We start from the raw sequence: 16,392 nt of genomic DNA on the forward strand, positions 1-16,392 counted from the left end.
CATCAATAATGACATTAATAATACCATTATCCCAATGAGAGGCATATTCATACATATCTCGTCAGAATTTCATTATGAAACCAAATAGCCCTGAAAATCAAGAAAGAGCTTGATCTTCAGACAAGGAAAATAACGGTATGCCCCACTTCAACTCTTTCCCAGACGTAACGGATGGCTATAGCTGGAAGCATTACATCGATTATCCTGCCTGTATAGAGAAGATGGACGCAAAAACCGCGCTTCTAATACAGACCCGAAGTCGTTCTTTGTTCTTGGCCAGTTCCCCAAAATTCCTATGAGAAGCTAGCGATTTTACTATGGAATTAAGCGGGCGCCTGTCTTCCCTCATTCTCCCCCAATCGGATGAAAATGCTGTTTATCCGCCCGCCATCTGCCATCCGCTACCGGCTTATTTCGGCTGAATGTAGCCTTCCGCTTTGAGCAATTCGGCGATCAGGACGGCGCCGCCCGCAGCTCCGCGCAGCGTGTTATGCGACAGTCCGACGAATTTGTAGTCGTAAATCGAATCCTCGCGTAGCCGCCCTATCGTGGATATATGTGCGGCAGCTACAACCGTTACGGCACCCAGTTCTGCACGGATCATCTGGTTCGGGAAGAAGAGTTGAAAGAGGCCATTTTAGCGGATATTCGGGCGATGGCTACCCATTTGAGCAGCGAAAGTGTCATGGAAAAGTTGGAAGAAAACATGGAAAAACAACGAAAACTTCAGGGAAAACAGCTCAAATCCATCGAAAACCAGCTCGAAAAACTGAAAAAACGCAAAAAAATGGCCCATGACAAGCATTTTGACGGTGAAATGTCCAAAAGCGAATATGATGAATACATGTTGCGAGTGAACGAAGAAATCCAAACTCTGACGCAACAAATCGAAGAAGCCTTGCGGAAAGGCGACGATTTGAAAATGATTCAAGAATTCAAGGAATCGCTGCAAAGGTTTCTTGCATTCAACGATTTAACACCAGAAAGCCTTCATTGGCTGATTCACCGCATTGAAATAAAAGCAGACGGGTCACCGAGAATCTTCTACAGATTCTCACACCCATCTGCTTCTTATTTGCTTCGTTCTATCAACGCACAGCACTCCACATGCACCGTATGCGGGAACATATCCACCGGCGTTACCTCCACGGTCCGGTAGCCGCCGTCCTCAAGGATGCGCAGGTCGCGAGCCAGAGTTGCGGGGTTGCACGATACGTAAACCACACGCTCGGGCTTCATTTTGATAATCGTGTCGAGCAGGTGCGGGTCGCAGCCTTTGCGGGGCGGGTCAACGACGATGACGTCGGCTTCGATCCCCTGCTCTTTCCAGGCTGGGATGACGTCTTCGGAGGCACCGACTTCAAAAGTGACATGGTTCATTCCGTTCAGCTTGGCGTTGACGCGAGCGTCTTCGATCGCCTCTTTGACAATCTCCACGCCGTACACCCGCTTCGCGTGTTGCGCCAGGAACAACGAGATCGTGCCGATGCCGCAGTAGGCGTCAATGACCGTCTCTTGACCGGTCAGACCGGCGTATTCGACCGTTTTGCCATAGAGAACTTCCGTCTGGATTGGGTTTACTTGGTAAAAAGAACGCGCCGAGATCGCAAACTTCACGTCCCCGATATAGTCATAGATCACTTCGCGGCCCCACAGGACGCGAGTTACGTCGCCGAAGATGACGTTCGTCTGCCGTGTGTTGACGTTCTGGCAGATGCTTACCACAGCCGGAAGCTCTTCGCGGATCGCCGCAATCCATTCGTCTTCACGGGGGATCCGATCGCCGTTTGTGACCAGCACCAGCATCATTTCGCCGGTGCGAAAGCCAACCTTTACGACGACGTGGCGAAGCAGGCCTTGGCCTGTCTCTTCGTCGTAGGCGGTGATGCCCAGGCGGCGGCCGATCGCTTTGACGCGGCTGATCACATCATCGTTGCTCTCGTGCTGGATGAGGCACGTCTCCATGTCGATGATGCGATGGCTGCCGCGGGCGTAGAAGCCGCCGACCAGTGCGCCGTCGATGACGCCGACGGGCACCTGCGCCTTGTTGCGGTAGCGCCAAGGCGCAGCCATGCCGATCGTCGGTCGCACGACGACGGCATGGTCGCCGCCCGCCGCGTGCTCCGCGGCGCGGGCGGCATCTGCGGCCGCTTGGCCCGCGGCCGCCGCCGTCCCTGCGGCAGCGCCTGCTGCGCCGCTGCCGCCCGCTGACGCGCCCGCTCCCGGCGCGCCCCCTGCCACGCGCAGCTTGCCGATGCGCTCCAGCACGTCGACGACGTGCTGACGCTTCCACGCGAGCTGCGCGTCATAGCTCAAGTGCTGCAGCTGGCAGCCGCCGCACTTGTCGTAGATCGGACAGGGCGCAGCCACCCTGTCCGGACTCGCCTCAACCACGTCAAGCAGCTTGGCATAGCCATACTGCTTCTTCGTCTTGAGCACCTTGACCCGGGCTTTCTCGCCCGGCAAGGCGCCAGCTGCAAACAGCGTGTAGCCCTCCACCCGGCCCACGCCTTCCCCGTCGTGGTTCATCCCGATGATGTCGATCACGACCTCATCATTCTTCACGACGGGAAGGCCGGCCATCGCGGCTTCATGCACGCTGCTCCCGGCACGCGCTGCAGGCCGCGCGCTGGCAGGTCGTTCCGCAGCCGCAGCCACAGCCGCACGCTCCCGAGATGGAAGGCTCCCGGAAGCTTCCCCTCGCCCGCCAGGGTTGCCTTTCGCACCGCCGGCTATTTTTTGTCCTTGTCCTCGGGCTCCACCTGTCCGTCCCCCGCCAGGACGTCGATTGTTACTCCGTTGTTTCTTCATCACTTTCTCCTTCTATGTTCAACTGAACCGGTTACTCCAACATGGCTTTATCTAACACAGTTCAAACTATATACTTTAGTCCAATACTATCTATATACTTTAGTCCAATACTTTCTATATACTTTAATCCTATAATCTAAATCCTCGCCATTAAGGGAAGAACGTCCATTCGACGTCAATGCATCTAATCCAGCCCATCGATAAAACAACTAACGGTAAATCCTCCATCTAATTTACCCCGTTTGGCCCAATTTCGCAAAATTAACTGGAAATCCTACAGCTAATTTGGCCCATTTTCCCCGTTTTCAGCTAAACTCGCGAAATTAACTGTACTTTTTCCAGCTAATTCTCGCAAAACCGCAGTTACTTAAAAAATAACGGTAGAATTTCCACTTAATTCGCTTCGAATCCCATACCTTCCAACACCATACATTCCGAACGAACACCATACATTTCGAAAACCATACGTTTCTAACCACCGCCACACCACACCTGCCCCAACCAAGCCAAATCCCCCGCCAACCCGGCGGGGGATCCTCGCAACCTAGGCTTCCTGATGGTGTGCCTCAGGCTATCCTCTGCTTTGCTCTCTTGCATCCATCACTCAAGGACGGACATCCAAAATTCCGTACTCAAGGTGCCTCGATCTAGATCGATTGCATCCGCTCTGATTCAGCTACAACGCCGTAATCTGACGAACACAGCTGCACCTATCTCAATCACGCCTAAATCAACCGCAATCTCCATCCGTCCGCCCTAGCACCATCCACCTCATTTACCCTCAAGCAAAAATCTGCAAATGCTGCGGCAAAACCTCGAATACGCCTGGCAATTCGCCGCCCAGCTCGCCGTCGAGATTGAGCAGCACGCGGCCGGGCGAAGTGACTTCCATGCGCCGCGTCTTGAAGTGGACGACGTGCGAGTCGCCTAAATGATCGCCGCGCAGCGCCATCGTGACCAGGCGGATAAATTCCGCCAGGTTGCACTTCTTGAGCGCGATCACATCGAGCAGCCCGTCGTCGATCCGTGCGTCCGGCGCCAGCTTCTCGAAGCCGCCAACCGAGTTGCTGTTGGCGATCAGGAATAGCATGAACTCGCCTTCCATGACCTCGTGCCCTTCCGCATCGATAATCAGCTTGGTGGGCGACAGACTGGCCATTTTCTCGATACCCTTCATGTAGTAGGCCAGCTGCCCGATCAGCGTCTTGAGCCGGCTTGGCACCTCATACGTCAGCTCGGTTAACTTGCCGCCGCCGGCGATATTGATGAAATGCCGGCCGTTCACCTTGCCGATATCGATGGGTCTTGTTTTATTCTCAATGACCAGGTCGCAATAATCCTCCCAACGCCGAGGGATTCCCATCGCACGGGCAAAATCGTTCGTCGTACCGAGCGGGAACACCCCCAGCGGGGGCAAATCACTCTTCCCGGCCATGCCGTTCACAACCTCATTCAGCGTCCCGTCGCCGCCGGCCGCAATAATGATGTCGTATCCGCGTTCGACCGCCAAAGCCGCCTCGCGCGTCGCATCGCCTTCCCCGGTCGTCGCATGACACGACGTCTCGATGCCGCCCTGGTCCAGACGCTCCAGCACGTCCGGCAGAAGGCGGCGCATCTCTTCTCTTCCCGAGGTTGGATTATAAATCAACCTAGCTCTTTTCATTTTCCAAACGCCACCTGAACTCAAAATGTCAACATATCACTGATCCCATTATATTCAATATTTGTTGCGACATCCAGCGAGCCATCAAAGGGTGGGGCAGCAACGCCTCTCCCGAATAGCGATGAGCCAGCCCATTCAACCGCTCAGGAATCGTGACTTTGGTAAAATATCCGGCGCTCAGGAAAAGAGGAGCCACAATGACGTCCATCCCCCGCTGCTCTGACCAATAACGTACTTTGGCAGATACGCTGTCCGGATTCAGGAGCGCGTAATCGGCCCCGCCCGCAAGTCCGGCAAGCTCCGCGCACTGCGCCGCCAGCGAGGCGATCCCGCGTTCCCACCGTTGCAAGAACCCGGGGTGGCTGCTGCCGTGCCCGACGAGAAGCAGCACCTCACGCTCCGGCCGCACCGACAGCCCCTTCACTTTGTCCCACACCATCTCGGCGACCAGCGGACCATCATCGATGGGATCGCCAAAAAACACCCGAGCGGAAACCCGAAAACGTTCCAGGTCAGTTTCCTTCTCCGGTGTATCTTTGACCCCAAGGGCATAGGCGATTTCGTCGATATGAGTACTTCCCGAGGACACGAACAAGGGAATGACGATGATGTCCGTCACTCCCTGGGCTTCCAGCTGATCGATGCCGTCCTGGATCAGGCGGCCTTCCACCGTTTCGAGGAAAGCACAGGCGAGCGGAAGCCCGGCGGGCAAATCGTCCGCCGCTTCCGCCACCGCCGCTTCCACGAGGGCTACCCAATGCTCATCTGGGGAGCCGTGGCTGATGACAAGCACACCCGGTTTCTTGGAGTCCCCCATTTGGAGCACCTCCCGGCCATCTTCCGGCAACCTCATCGACCTTGCCTTCATTTCGTCTGTCATACGCTTAGCGACCTAAACGGTCCAGCGCCATTTTGTAGCCGTCGTTACCGTAATTTAGGCAGCGCTTCACCCGGGATATTGTCGCCGTGCTGGCTCCGGTTTCTGCTTCAATCTGGTTGTATGTGTTGCCTTTGCCCAACATTCGGGCGACTTCCAGCCGTTGCGACAAAGACTGAATTTCGTTAACGGTGCACAGGTCATCAAAAAAGATGTAACATTCCTCGATGTTCTTTAACGTTAAGATGGCTTCAAATAATTGATCAATCGTTTTGTCATTTAATTTCTTCAGCTGCACTGAATTATCATCCCCTACCGTTACTGTAACCACACCCCCATTGTACCCGAGGGGCGTACTCCTTTTCAAGCATTAACGATTTCACGCATCACAGAAAGAACGCCCAAATTCCGCGAACGCCCACCAGAACCGGGACATTCGTCCATACGCAAGGCAGGGCGGGCACATACAGTATAGTAATACAAACGCCTAGCCAGGGATCATCACGCCGATCAGACCATCCGCGCGTGTCCCATTCGGCGTATGTCAATTCGCTCCTAGGTCTTGTCTCGGGAGGGCGGACAAGAAGGAAACGGGCCTTACGGTCAGCCTGCCCGGGCAAAATATCCGAAAAGGAAAGTGATACCCATGCCTCATAACTATGATTCCCGCCAAGGTCCGGTGCCCCCGTTCCATCCGTACACCCATAATTACCCGGGGGTGAATCCGTACGAAATTAAAGCGGTGGCTTCCTCACTGGTTCCCTATTCTCCGCCGACACCCACACCGACCCAGGCGCCGACTCCCACCCCGGTTGTCACAACCACGCCAAAGGCCGGCGGCCTGTCGCTGCCCAGCTTAAGCGACCTAAAAGGCATCGTCGACCGCATGGGCGGGATCGACGGCATCTTGGCGACGATGGGCCAGGTGCAGAAGGTGATGCAAACCGTACAGCAATTCGCCCCGATGGCGAAGCTGCTCACCTCGCTCTTGCCCGGCGGCAAAGGCAGGGCGGGCAGCAGTGTCGGCCGAATGGACGATTACCGCCCGCGCCGCCGCAAAACCAATCGCAAGAAAAGCGGCAGCCGCACCGGCTCCGGCCGCAGCGGAAAACGCTCATCGACCGGCAAATCCGGCAAGTCGGTCAAATCGGGAAAACGCCGCCGTTAATCCGGCGGCGGCTTTACTTTTACCGAGCTCTCCGGTGCTCACTTAAACCAACCGCGCTGCCTGAACCAAAGGATCATCCAACCGCCCAGCGCCGCCATTAGTCCGATCACCGCAAAATACCCGTATTCCCAATTCAATTCGGGCATGTTCACGAAGTTCATTCCATAAATGCCAGCGATTAGCGTCAGCGGCATAAAGACGGTGGTGATAACCGTCAGCGTCTTCATGATCCCGTTCATCCGATTGGAATTCAGCGAAATATAAGAGTCGCGCAAATCGGCGGTCATTTCCCGGTCAGCCTCGATCATCTCCGACAACTTAAGCAGATGGTCGTAAATATCCGCGTAATAAGCGCGCGGCTCTTTATCGCCTTGGACATGCTGTGAGTTCAAGATGCGGTACATGAGATCGCGCATCGGTACGATCGTCCGCCGCAGCTTCAGCAGCCGGCTGCGCAGGTCAAACACCTGGTTCATCAACTCCTCCACCGATTCGCTGCTTCCTTTGCCCTCCAACTCATTCAGATCATCTTCAATCGCATACACACAAGGAAAATAATGATCCACCAGGCTGTCGATCACCATGTAAGCCGCCGAATACGGCCCGTGAACCCACACCTTGCGCTCATGGGCCCGCTTCAGCATATTGCTCCACGCTTCATCCAATTCATCCAGCTGGCGCTGGTGGAACGAAACTAAGTACTCGTCCCCGATAAACAGATCCACTTCCACCGTCTCCAGCGTTCTTTCATCAATCGCATGAAGCACCAGAAATTGAAAATCGTCGTAATAGTCCATTTTCGGCCGTTGCAAAATATGCAAGCAATCCTCAATCGCCAGCGGATGGAAATGGAAGAAGCTCGACAGCAGCTCCGTCTCCTCCGGTGTTGGGGTATCCAGATCGACCCAGGTCCAGACGAACTGCTGATTATGAATCTGCTCCAGCGGAAATCCCTCCACCGTCTGGTGATCTCTCATCATGCCCATCGTTCTGATCATGCCGAACCTCCCAAAAAAAGCCAATCCTCAGCAGATTGGCTTACTCGAATTTCATCCTTAGAACAACAATTTATAGATCAGCCCGGCCATCACAAACACGATCGGAATCGTAATTACCCAGGCAATGACGATCCGCCCGGCCATCGACCAACGTACGGCGGAGAAACGTTTGGCTGCGCCTACGCCGAGGATGGACGAGGTGATGGCATGCGTCGTGCTGACGGGCAAATGAAACAACGTGGCCCCGAAAATAACCGATGCAGCGGAAAGATCCGCGGCGAAACCGTTGATCGGCTCGATTTTGAAGATCTTCGTACCCATCGTCTTGATAATTTTATAACCGCCAACCGATGTCCCGAGCGCCATCGCCGTCGCTGCGGCCAGTTTAACCCACAGCGGCACTTCCATATGATCTTGGAAGTCTGCCGTCACCAAGGCGAACGTAATAATCCCCATCGCTTTCTGGGCATCATTGGTGCCGTGCGTGAAGCTTTGGATCGCTGCAGTCACGATTTGCAACGACCGGAAGCCTTTGTTGACGGTATGCGGACTACGCCGGGCAAAGATCCATCTCAAGATGGTCATGACGATGTAACCAATCACAAAAGCGATGATTGGGGAGAACACCAATCCCTCTACAATCGTCGTAAATCCGCCCCAGTTCAGCTTGTCCGGTCCAGCCCCCATGTACACCGCCCCGGCCAGGGAACCAATCAGTGCATGGGAAGAAGACGACGGAATGCCAAACCACCAAGTAATGAGGTTCCAGATAATTGCCGACAACAGCGTGGCGACCAGCACTTCCAGACCGTTATCCAGCTTCGCCGGATCGGCGACACTACCCCCAATTGTTTTCGCGACGCCCGTAAACATGATAGCACCTAAGAAGTTCATGACCGCTGCCATCATGATCGCAGTACGCGGCTTCATCGCGCGTGTTGATACCGAGGTCGCAATCGCATTGGCTGTATCATGAAACCCGTTAATGAAGTCGAACGCCAACGCCAGTATGATAACGATAAGCATAATCATTAAACTCGTATCCATAGCATTTTTGCACAGATGGCTATCTCTCTATATAAATCCGCGCAATTCCAACCTCCCGAAAATCAAATATATAGTGAAGTTTCTTAAGAATTACGCATGATGATGGATTCCAGCATGTTGGCAACCTTCTCGGCAGCATCGGTTGTCGTCTCCAGCCGCTCATAGATCTCTTTCTTCTTGATCAGTTCGATCGGATCGGTCACCTTCATGAACAGCTCCTTGATGCAAATCCGCAGCAGTTCATCGCCTTGATTCTCCAGGTCGTTAAGACGAATCGTGTATTCGCGGATTGCGAGCAATTTTTTCTGGGACAGCAAATGAATCGCCTTTTGGATCTCATAGGCCGAGTTGCGTAAAATTTCGGCAAAGCGAGCGATATATTCGTCCGGCCCGTTCAAATTGTACATAAAAAAACGGGAAGTCGTAGCTTCCAAACCGTCGATCACATCGTCGAGGGCGGTAATCAGATGCATAATGTCGTCACGCTCGATGGGCGTAATAAACGTTTTGTTCAATTCCACGATGATTTTATGGGTGTAACCATCACATTGGGATTCGAACTCCTTCATCTTCTTGGCGAAGGCTTCAACGTCCTTGAAGTCCGCGACCTGCTGGGCGAAATAGTCCGCCGAATGCACGATCGTATCTGCCATATCCTCTAACGTCTGGAAAAAGATATCTTTCTTCTTCAGTCGCATCAGTATCCCCTTTTCTCTCCATAAGGTAGTTCTTGTGGTTGATGTTTTTACACAACCTTGAATATCTTATCACAACTGCATCACAGATAGGAAATATTGTCGCAAACATTTCACCTTCATGCGCTTATATTTCCCCTTATTCTCCCAGAGTTATCCTTTAATCGCCCTGGAAATACAAAATCTGCCTTTCTTCTCCTTTACTCTGCCTTTACATGACTGGCGAAATCCGGCGTATTGGGGACGACATGAATAAAGGTTTGGCCCGGCACCATAGGGATCTCCGCGTTATCCTTAATGAACCGGATAATATCGCCTTCCTTGCGGATCCAGTTGGCCTGAATGACTTTGCCTTGCTGGAACAATATCGCTTCACCGCCCAGCTCCAGTCCTACTTCCAGACGGCCGACATCGTCCAGCACCCGGTGGTCTGCCCCCATAACGACGACATTCGCAGCGGTTAATGGATCGCCAGTCTCCAGATCGGTGTGAGGCTCACCATTGATGAACCGCTTGTAAAGCCCGGACGCCGCATCATATTCGTAACCCACCCGGTAGCTGTCCAGTTGAAACTTAATCTCCACGTGATTTGCGGTCTCCAGGGAATCCGAATGTTCATTTTCCTTATAAAAAAGATACCCCGGCACCGCCGTATCCTCCGTGGTATACCCGCGCTTCGCGGCGCCTTCCAGCAGCTTCTCTACGTTGGAATACAAATTGTGCGGAGCCTTCCGGGACTTGTCCCGCCAGAAATAAGCGCCGGCGTTTGTGATCTCGTCCAGATCCTCTTTATGCTGTCTTTGCAGGATCGCAAACGCTTCGTTGCTCGCCCCGGCATGCACCAACACCCCGTGGTAGCTCTCGCCCAAATCGATCATGTACGGGCGAATGCTGCGAATCGGGCCGATCTTGGCATTGTCCGCTTGACTGTGGAAGATGGATACAAGCCGCGTGACTCCGCCTTCCGCCAACACCTCGTATACAACATCGGCATCGATTAACCCCGATTGCGGGCGGGCTGCCGGCGCATTGTTAATCATAATGGCAAGCGGTCTGCGGGTCAGCGGCTCCTCGAGCGGCAATCCCGTCAACGGAGCCGTATAGGCAGGCGCCGCCGGTTCGGGCTCAGCAGTGTCCTCCGGGGTCTCCGTCTGTTGCGGCGGAGCGATGTTATCCGCAGGCGTGGCCGTCTCCTCGACCTTCCCGCAAGCGGAGAGCATAACGATAAGCAAGAATAAGAGCAGCAGCCAACTTAACTTCAATGATTTCAAAGGCATGTCCTCCGTCAAAATTCTTAAGTTTTTTACATTATACGTTGAATTCCTCTTTCGGGGGAAGCCGGAACAAAAGCAAACCTCTCAGCGAACCCCATATTTCATTCTAATTCTGAATTGGGTGTTTAAAATACAGTTCTTCATATGAATACTACAGGAGAGGAGAGATTATCCACGGGATCAAACGAACCTTGTCGCCGCATCCATGTATAAGGAGATGAAGAGATGATCGTAAAATGGTTAAGGGAGAGCATCGTTGCCTCTTGGCTGCTCTTGCTGTTCAGACTATATGTAGGTTACGAGTGGCTAACCTCCGGTTGGAGCAAAGTAACCGGCGGGTTTAATGCCGCTGGATTTCTGACGGGCGCTTTGGCGAAGACCGGCGGCGAACACCCCGCTGTGCAAAGCTGGTGGGCTTCCTTCCTCGAGCATTTTGCCGTGCCCAACGTCGGTTTGTTTAATATCCTTGTCCCTTACGGCGAGGTACTTGTCGGTCTGGGCCTGATCCTGGGCGGCTTCACTTGGCTGGCTGCCTTCTTTGGCATGGTCATGAACTTTGCCTTCTTGTTCTCAGGGACCGTAAGCACGAACCCGCAGTTGCTGCTGCTCCAAATCTTTATCGTTGTCGCCGGCACGAACGCCGGGCGGATCGGATTGGACTACTTCATCCAGCCTTACTTCCGCAACAACTACGGACGGCGGCGTTAACCAGTCCCATCCCGAGAAAAAAAGCGCAGAACCCCAATTCCCAATTCTTGAGGTTCTGCGCTTATTTATATGGATCGGTCGTTGTGTACCGGGATCACCGCCCGGTCAACGACCGCCGAACTTCCAGCAGTTTAAGCTAAGGCTGCCGTATTGATAATCCTGAAACAATTTCACAGCATGGCGTTCATCGTCTGCCGCCCCCATGGCGTAGAAGAGCGGAACAAAATGCTCCCGTCCGTACGAAGGAATCGCCATCCGGACATGCGGTGCTTTGCGGTCATAATCAAAGAGCTGCCGCAAGTCCCAGTTCTCCAGCTGCTCTCCGATCCAATCGTCGAATTCCACGGCCCACGCAGCCGGCTCTCGTCCTTCCCAATCGAGCAGGCGAAGATTATGAACAAGTCCGCCGCTGCCGATCACAAGGACGTTCCGCTGCCGCAGCTCCGTAAGCATTTTGCCGATGGCATACTGCTCTTCAGGCTCGCGTTTGGCGTCCACAGACAAGGCTACGACAGGGATATCGGCAGACGGAAACATCAGCCGCAGCACAACCCAGGCTCCATGGTCCAGACCTCTGCCTGTCGAAGTTTTGTAAGGCAGATTGTGCGCTCGGAAAATCGCTTCGATTTCTTCACTAAGCTCGGGACTGCCCGGCGCCGGATACTCGATCGCGTACATCTCTTCCGGGAAGCCGTAGAAATCGTGCATCGTCATATGCTTCGTATCCGTCGAGACCCATTGATCCGGAGCATCCCAGTGCGCCGAGAAGATCACAATGGCATCGGGCGGTTCCAGAATTTCTTGACCCAAGCGGTGAAGAAAATCCGTATATGCGTTCTTCTCAATCGCTAATGTAGGCGATCCGTGTGCAATAAACAATGCAGGCTGAGACATCTCCCAAACCTCCCTACGCCAAAAAAATGGTTACACCTTCATTGTATCCATCCCCGAAGGATTTTACCAGTTTTTGTACGTCTGGGTTTGACGGTGCCTCCTACTCATGTCCTTAAATCATCCAATGCTGCCACTCGGTCTGCAGGGCTTCCAACCCTCCGAGCCATTCCTTAGTCTTCCGGATGACCTGTTGCTGATGGTCACCGGACGAGAACGTGTGACTGCCTTGGAAAATAATCTCCTTATCGCAGCGCCCCTCTGGACGCATCCAGAACACCTTCTGATATAAGAAAGCATAGTCCGCCGGAATAATATCGTCTGAGGTTCCATGAACAACCAGTACGTCACCGGAAAATTTAACGGCTTCCTGGAACGGTTGATATTCGCCCAGCGAATCAAAAAATTTCGGCGTCAGTCCGTAGCCCAAATAGTCAGCGCTCCCTTGCTTTACCGCCCGGTCATATAGATCGCGTCCGGTGATTTTGACAATATCGCTGAACGGGTAGCCAACCGCCGACCATAAGACAAGGTTCTTTACGCGTCGGTCACGGATGGCGGTTAGGAGGGCAATCAAACTGCCAAGGCTGTGTCCAAGCAGCGATACCCGCGTCGGGTCAACGTCAAACGCGCTCAGGCCATAATCCAGCACCGAACGGGTCTGGGCGATCATCGACTCTACGCCATGGTCACCGTAAGAACCGCTGCTCTCGCCGCATCCGAGATAGTCGAAGCGAAGCACGAGGAAGCCGTCTGCTGCAAGCTCCCTTGCAGTCTTGACGAATAGACGGTCAACGCCGATACGGCTGCCTACAAATCCGTGGCAGATGACGACCAAGGGAGCGCGTTGGCAGCGCCCCCCTTGTTTGTTCTCGGCCGGGTAATGTATGCTGGCCGCAAGCTGTTCTTCTCCATGATTGATCACAATCTGTCTTTCCATAACCCGTCTCCTCCCCGTATTCCGGCAATGATATATACTTTAAATCCGATAAGTTTAATATGATTTTGTTTGAACTTATCTTAGCATTACCCGAGCCGGGGTGTCAATCGGATCGCGCAGATCGCAAGAAACTCACTTATTCATAGGACTGGCGGAAGTACGCATGGGTGGTAACCCGGCCCTCCCACTCTTTCATAAACCGATGATTCCCCAGATCACCTTCGTCACACGCCTCGTCATCCCCGCACAACATGCCGCTTTCCTCATCGCTCTCATTGGTTACGACTTCTTCCAGGCTTCCCCGAGAGTTGCTGTTCAGCAAATACCTCCGGGTCAGCTCCGATTCATATTTTCCCACTGTCTCTGCCTCCCGCAACTTTAGTGTGATTGTGTGCAGACCGCCTTGTCGCCATCAAATCGATTTTCAGCCTGATTGCCGGCGCCTGCCGTTTTGCTTATAAAGTAGTTTTTGGAGGGAGGGACGCTTTTTATTCCTTGTTCAAGGAATGTTCATGATCCATTAGTTCTGTTCCGCTTCCACTTCTGCCGTGCCTCGGTCCCTTGCGAATGGGACAAACTATGAAGTATACTACGGAAGAAACTGGGAGGAGAGATACAACCATGTACATCCACGAAATGATCGGCGAAACGAAACGGCTACGACAACAAATGACGCCGGAGAACGAAGCATATTTCGGGGAAATGGTCTTGTACTTCCGTTCCGGCTCCAGCTCGCTTAGTGAAGCCAAAGGGGAAGAACTCCTGCTGGACATCGCCCGGCAAATCATCAAAAATCAAGCCAAAGGCATCTCGGCGGCAGAACGCTTCGGCCCCGATCCGAAGGCTTATTGTGCGGAGCTGGCGGAGGACGTAAAGGCACGGAAGCCCCGGACGCTGAAGGACAAAATCAAATATTATACGATGATCCCCTGGGTAGCTTTGACCTGGGTCTTCTTTATTTATATGATCACCGGTTTCTTCAGCAAATGGTTTGGCGGGGAGCTCGAATATACACAGATCAGCACCTCCTCGCTGTTGATCATCGCCGTACTGTCTATCGTGCTGATTGAGCTGGTCACTCGCTTCCTCGGCAATAGCTCCAAAGCCGTCGAAGGCCAGAAGGCCGCCGGAGGTGGAAGACCGGCAGGACCAGGAGCAAAACCAGGAATGCAGTCCAACTCAGGACCGCGCGGCTTTAATCTTCGTGCGTTCGGCACTTACATCGCCGTTGCCGCCGTGTTGATCATTGTTGGCACCGTATTAAACCGAATTATGCCGGCATTTACCGTTTCGCCTTGGGACAGCCTGATCTTGTTTGCCGTGGGACTGGCTGGGCAAATTTTCTTTTTTGGTCGCCGCTCGAAGAATTAAGCAGAAAAACCACAGAAGCCGCATCCCCCAAACGATCAAGAGGATGCGGCTTTTGCGGTTTATTTTTACATAAGGAGATCAAATCTCGATCCGTTTCTTCAGCAAATACGTTATCGCGTAAAACATCAAAGCCGCTACGACCACTTCAAGCAAGAACGGCCCAAGCGGAAGCAGATTCACCGATTCACTCGCCACTGCACCGTTCTCCTCGGCCATCCCGATATGAATGATTCCGAAGTTCGCAAAGGTACTATTCGTATCTCGAAAGATCAGGCTTTCCACCCAAGACAACCCGTTCTGAATGACAAAAAAGGAAATGATGCCGACCCACGTCCCGGCTTTGCCCCGGATGCTGACGCTGGCGCCAATCGTGATCGCCATAAAGACCGTTAGCACCAGCAGCGTATACACCCAAATGATGGTCAGGATGACGAACAGAGTGTTTTGGAGCCCGTTCGTCTCAATTTGAATAATGTTGATCGGTACCTGGGCAATCCGAAAATAGATCGCAGCATGAACCACGACAATCACCGCGATGATCAGCGCCACGAGCCAACTGAATACCAGGCAAGACAGGATCGTCCATACCGGATGCAGCGGGAGCAAACGACGATGATACGCCTTGATGTTGTAGGCAAACGTTTTGCAGGACTGCACGACCATAATGATAGCAGCGGTAAAATAAAGAACGGTGGTTAAGCCAAAGATCGTCTCCGCATCCCAATGGCGAAGGTTGCCTGTGATCGACAGCAGTCCTTGCACGATGACCAGGATCGCAGCCAGCCCCAGCACGGTATTGGCATTTTGTTTGATATCGTACTTCAGCAGCTTTCTCATTTACGCGAACACCTCTCTGAACATGTCATCGACGCTCTTGCCATAGCGAATCCGCAGGTTCTCCACTTCCTCCTGCATGACAACCTCGCCGCTGCGGATAAAGATTACCTCATCGAAAATCCGCTCAATATCCGAAACCAGATGGGTAGAGATGACGAGGCTGCTCTCTTCGTTGTAAAATTCCACGATCGCATCCAAAATTTTGGTCCGGGCCACCGGGTCCACCCCGCCGATCGGCTCGTCAAGCAGATACAGCTTGGCATTTCTCGATAACGTTAACGTCAGTTGAAGCCGTTCGTTCATGCCCTTCGACAGGGAGCTGATTTTGTCCTTCTCATTCAGATTCATAAAGTCCAGCATCGTGCCGGCCTTCTCCTCATCGAAATCTGGGTAGAAATCGCGGTAAAATCCAATTGCATCCCGCACCTTCATCCACGACTCCGTTAATGGACGATCGGGCATGAAGGAAACCAACGATCTCGTCGTTAGTCCCACCGGCGTTCCGTCCACCGACACCTTGCCTCCGGAAGGATGAATCAGGCCGGCGGCGATTTTCATCAGTGTGCTTTTGCCGCTGCCATTCGTGCCTAGCAGGCCAACGATCTTTCCTTTGCCGACGCTGAAGGACACGCCATGCAATGCCTTTTTGCTGCCGTACGATTTTGATAGGCCTTGTACTTCCAGTAGCGGTTTCATTGATGGTTGCCCTCCTTTAGCGTCGCTCATCCGTCTTTATGGCGTCGGCGACAAGCGCCGCAATATCCTCGTTGCTAAAGCCCAGCTCCTGCATGCCTCCGATAAAACGATCCAGCAGCTCACCGGCCATTTCTTTTTTGATGGTCATAATTTTCGTTTCCTCGCTTGTCACGTATCTTCCGAGTCCGCGTTTCGTTTCCACGATGGCTTCACGCTCCAATTCCTGAAAAGTCCGCTGCACGGTATTCGGATTAATTTGCAGCTCGGCCGCAAGCTCGCGTACCGACGGAATTTTGTCGCCGGCCTTCAATCGGCCAGTGACGATTTCCCTTTTTAAATAATTCATAATTTGTAGATAGATCGGCAGATTATTATCGAATTCGATGCTCACGTTCCTTGGCTCCTTTCCGCCGTGT

The 16,392-nt window shown here is 53.2% G+C and carries 18 protein-coding genes and 2 pseudogenes; 5 read left to right on the top strand and 15 right to left on the bottom strand.

The features are described 5' to 3' along the window. Positions 1 to 409 precede the first annotated feature (409 nt). A pseudogene (locus tag U9M73_RS21405) lies at positions 410 to 550 on the bottom strand (aspartate-semialdehyde dehydrogenase); the annotation flags it as partial. 6 nt (positions 551 to 556) lie between these two features. On the opposite strand from U9M73_RS21405, the pseudogene U9M73_RS22255 reads away from it, so the two are divergent. Together U9M73_RS22255 and U9M73_RS21410 are read left to right on the top strand one after the other, a co-directional pair. Then, positions 557 to 604: pseudogene (locus tag U9M73_RS22255) on the top strand (hypothetical protein); the annotation flags it as partial. Positions 605 to 622: 18 nt separating this feature from the next. Further along, positions 623 to 1,159: a hypothetical protein gene (locus U9M73_RS21410; RefSeq protein WP_323079209.1), complete on the top strand. Its 537-nt coding sequence runs from the start codon at positions 623 to 625 to the stop codon at positions 1,157 to 1,159. On the opposite strand, the gene rlmD is transcribed toward U9M73_RS21410, so the two are convergent. The 4 genes from rlmD to U9M73_RS21430 all read right to left on the bottom strand — a co-directional run bounded on the left by rlmD (position 1,072) and on the right by U9M73_RS21430 (position 5,649). Continuing rightward, positions 1,072 to 2,583, bottom strand: a complete 1,512-nt coding sequence (rlmD, locus tag U9M73_RS21415; protein WP_407673991.1) for a 23S rRNA (uracil(1939)-C(5))-methyltransferase RlmD — start codon at positions 2,581 to 2,583, stop codon at positions 1,072 to 1,074. The two genes, U9M73_RS21410 and rlmD, sit on opposite strands and share 88 nt — an antisense overlap. A 1,009-nt stretch (positions 2,584 to 3,592) precedes the next feature. Next, positions 3,593 to 4,474 (bottom strand): diacylglycerol kinase, encoded by an 882-nt coding sequence (locus U9M73_RS21420; protein ID WP_260070663.1) that lies wholly within the window; start codon positions 4,472 to 4,474, stop codon positions 3,593 to 3,595. 28 nt (positions 4,475 to 4,502) lie between these two features. Then, complete coding sequence (locus U9M73_RS21425) at positions 4,503 to 5,291, bottom strand: sirohydrochlorin chelatase (protein ID WP_260070664.1); 789 nt, start codon at positions 5,289 to 5,291, stop codon at positions 4,503 to 4,505. 67 nt (positions 5,292 to 5,358) lie between these two features. Continuing rightward, a complete protein-coding gene (locus U9M73_RS21430) occupies positions 5,359 to 5,649 on the bottom strand; it encodes a YerC/YecD family TrpR-related protein (protein WP_009224548.1) in 291 nt (96 codons plus the stop codon). 348 nt (positions 5,650 to 5,997) lie between these two features. On the opposite strand from U9M73_RS21430, the gene U9M73_RS21435 reads away from it, so the two are divergent. Next, a complete protein-coding gene (locus tag U9M73_RS21435) occupies positions 5,998 to 6,519 on the top strand; it encodes a hypothetical protein (protein WP_260070665.1) in 522 nt (173 codons plus the stop codon). Between the two features lie 38 nt (positions 6,520 to 6,557). On the opposite strand, the gene corA is transcribed toward U9M73_RS21435, so the two are convergent. From corA to U9M73_RS21455, 4 genes are all read right to left on the bottom strand, one after another. Beyond that, the gene (corA, locus tag U9M73_RS21440) at positions 6,558 to 7,517 is read right to left on the bottom strand and encodes a magnesium/cobalt transporter CorA (protein ID WP_260070666.1); all 960 of its coding nucleotides are present in this window, start codon (positions 7,515 to 7,517) and stop codon (positions 6,558 to 6,560) included. 57 nt (positions 7,518 to 7,574) lie between these two features. Further along, entirely contained in the window at positions 7,575 to 8,564 is a 990-nt protein-coding gene (locus tag U9M73_RS21445; protein ID WP_009224545.1) for an inorganic phosphate transporter, read from the bottom strand. A gap of 83 nt (positions 8,565 to 8,647) precedes the next feature. After that, positions 8,648 to 9,262: a DUF47 domain-containing protein gene (locus U9M73_RS21450; RefSeq protein WP_085279799.1), complete on the bottom strand. Its 615-nt coding sequence runs from the start codon at positions 9,260 to 9,262 to the stop codon at positions 8,648 to 8,650. A 197-nt stretch (positions 9,263 to 9,459) separates the two neighbouring features. Next, on the bottom strand, positions 9,460 to 10,536 hold the full coding sequence (locus tag U9M73_RS21455) for a DUF3048 domain-containing protein (RefSeq protein WP_323079214.1): 1,077 nt from the start codon (positions 10,534 to 10,536) through the stop codon (positions 9,460 to 9,462). A 222-nt stretch (positions 10,537 to 10,758) separates the two neighbouring features. On the opposite strand from U9M73_RS21455, the gene U9M73_RS21460 reads away from it, so the two are divergent. Further along, entirely contained in the window at positions 10,759 to 11,241 is a 483-nt protein-coding gene (locus U9M73_RS21460) for a DoxX family protein (RefSeq protein ID WP_323079215.1), read from the top strand. Positions 11,242 to 11,346: 105 nt separating this feature from the next. Here U9M73_RS21460 and U9M73_RS21465 read toward each other — a convergent pair whose 3' ends face one another. The 3 genes from U9M73_RS21465 to U9M73_RS21475 all read right to left on the bottom strand — a co-directional run bounded on the left by U9M73_RS21465 (position 11,347) and on the right by U9M73_RS21475 (position 13,430). Then, positions 11,347 to 12,135 carry a DODA-type extradiol aromatic ring-opening family dioxygenase gene (locus U9M73_RS21465; protein WP_009224541.1) on the bottom strand — a complete coding sequence of 263 codons (789 nt, stop codon included), beginning with the start codon at positions 12,133 to 12,135 and terminating at the stop codon, positions 11,347 to 11,349. A gap of 112 nt (positions 12,136 to 12,247) precedes the next feature. Then, the gene (locus U9M73_RS21470; protein WP_009224540.1) at positions 12,248 to 13,072 is read right to left on the bottom strand and encodes an alpha/beta hydrolase; all 825 of its coding nucleotides are present in this window, start codon (positions 13,070 to 13,072) and stop codon (positions 12,248 to 12,250) included. Positions 13,073 to 13,208: 136 nt separating this feature from the next. Continuing rightward, positions 13,209 to 13,430 (bottom strand): hypothetical protein, encoded by a 222-nt coding sequence (locus tag U9M73_RS21475; protein ID WP_036644877.1) that lies wholly within the window; start codon positions 13,428 to 13,430, stop codon positions 13,209 to 13,211. A gap of 263 nt (positions 13,431 to 13,693) precedes the next feature. Between U9M73_RS21475 and U9M73_RS21480 the strand changes: the two genes are divergently transcribed. Continuing rightward, positions 13,694 to 14,443 (top strand): DUF1129 family protein, encoded by a 750-nt coding sequence (locus U9M73_RS21480; RefSeq protein WP_260070670.1) that lies wholly within the window; start codon positions 13,694 to 13,696, stop codon positions 14,441 to 14,443. 78 nt (positions 14,444 to 14,521) lie between these two features. On the opposite strand, the gene U9M73_RS21485 is transcribed toward U9M73_RS21480, so the two are convergent. The 3 genes from U9M73_RS21485 to U9M73_RS21495 are packed head-to-tail and all read right to left on the bottom strand — an operon-like array spanning position 14,522 to position 16,367. Further along, entirely contained in the window at positions 14,522 to 15,280 is a 759-nt protein-coding gene (locus U9M73_RS21485; protein WP_323079216.1) for a hypothetical protein, read from the bottom strand. Beyond that, a complete protein-coding gene (locus U9M73_RS21490; protein WP_260070672.1) occupies positions 15,281 to 15,976 on the bottom strand; it encodes an ABC transporter ATP-binding protein in 696 nt (231 codons plus the stop codon). It lies immediately after the preceding gene. Positions 15,977 to 15,992: 16 nt separating this feature from the next. Further along, a complete protein-coding gene (locus U9M73_RS21495) occupies positions 15,993 to 16,367 on the bottom strand; it encodes a GntR family transcriptional regulator (protein ID WP_009224535.1) in 375 nt (124 codons plus the stop codon). Positions 16,368 to 16,392: the final 25 nt, after the last annotated feature.

Source organism: Paenibacillus phoenicis (assembly GCF_034718895.1).
In the GTDB taxonomy this organism is placed as follows: Bacteria; Bacillota; Bacilli; order Paenibacillales; family Paenibacillaceae; genus Fontibacillus; species Fontibacillus phoenicis.

Coding starts and splice junctions, on each gene's coding strand:
- U9M73_RS21425 (WP_260070664.1), bottom strand. CDS start 5,291: ATGGGGGACTCCAAGAAACCGGGTGTGCTTGTCATCAGCCACGGCTCC.
- U9M73_RS21465 (WP_009224541.1), bottom strand. CDS start 12,135: ATGTCTCAGCCTGCATTGTTTATTGCACACGGATCGCCTACATTAGCG.
- U9M73_RS21480 (WP_260070670.1), top strand. CDS start 13,694: ATGTACATCCACGAAATGATCGGCGAAACGAAACGGCTACGACAACAA.
- U9M73_RS21490 (WP_260070672.1), bottom strand. CDS start 15,976: ATGAAACCGCTACTGGAAGTACAAGGCCTATCAAAATCGTACGGCAGC.
- U9M73_RS21420 (WP_260070663.1), bottom strand. CDS start 4,474: ATGAAAAGAGCTAGGTTGATTTATAATCCAACCTCGGGAAGAGAAGAG.
- corA (WP_260070666.1), bottom strand. CDS start 7,517: ATGATCAGAACGATGGGCATGATGAGAGATCACCAGACGGTGGAGGGA.
- U9M73_RS21450 (WP_085279799.1), bottom strand. CDS start 9,262: ATGCGACTGAAGAAGAAAGATATCTTTTTCCAGACGTTAGAGGATATG.
- U9M73_RS21435 (WP_260070665.1), top strand. CDS start 5,998: ATGCCTCATAACTATGATTCCCGCCAAGGTCCGGTGCCCCCGTTCCAT.
- U9M73_RS21485 (WP_323079216.1), bottom strand. CDS start 15,280: ATGAGAAAGCTGCTGAAGTACGATATCAAACAAAATGCCAATACCGTG.
- U9M73_RS21455 (WP_323079214.1), bottom strand. CDS start 10,536: ATGCCTTTGAAATCATTGAAGTTAAGTTGGCTGCTGCTCTTATTCTTG.
- rlmD (WP_407673991.1), bottom strand. CDS start 2,583: ATGGCCGGCCTTCCCGTCGTGAAGAATGATGAGGTCGTGATCGACATC.
- U9M73_RS21445 (WP_009224545.1), bottom strand. CDS start 8,564: ATGGATACGAGTTTAATGATTATGCTTATCGTTATCATACTGGCGTTG.
- U9M73_RS21470 (WP_009224540.1), bottom strand. CDS start 13,072: ATGGAAAGACAGATTGTGATCAATCATGGAGAAGAACAGCTTGCGGCC.
- U9M73_RS21460 (WP_323079215.1), top strand. CDS start 10,759: ATGATCGTAAAATGGTTAAGGGAGAGCATCGTTGCCTCTTGGCTGCTC.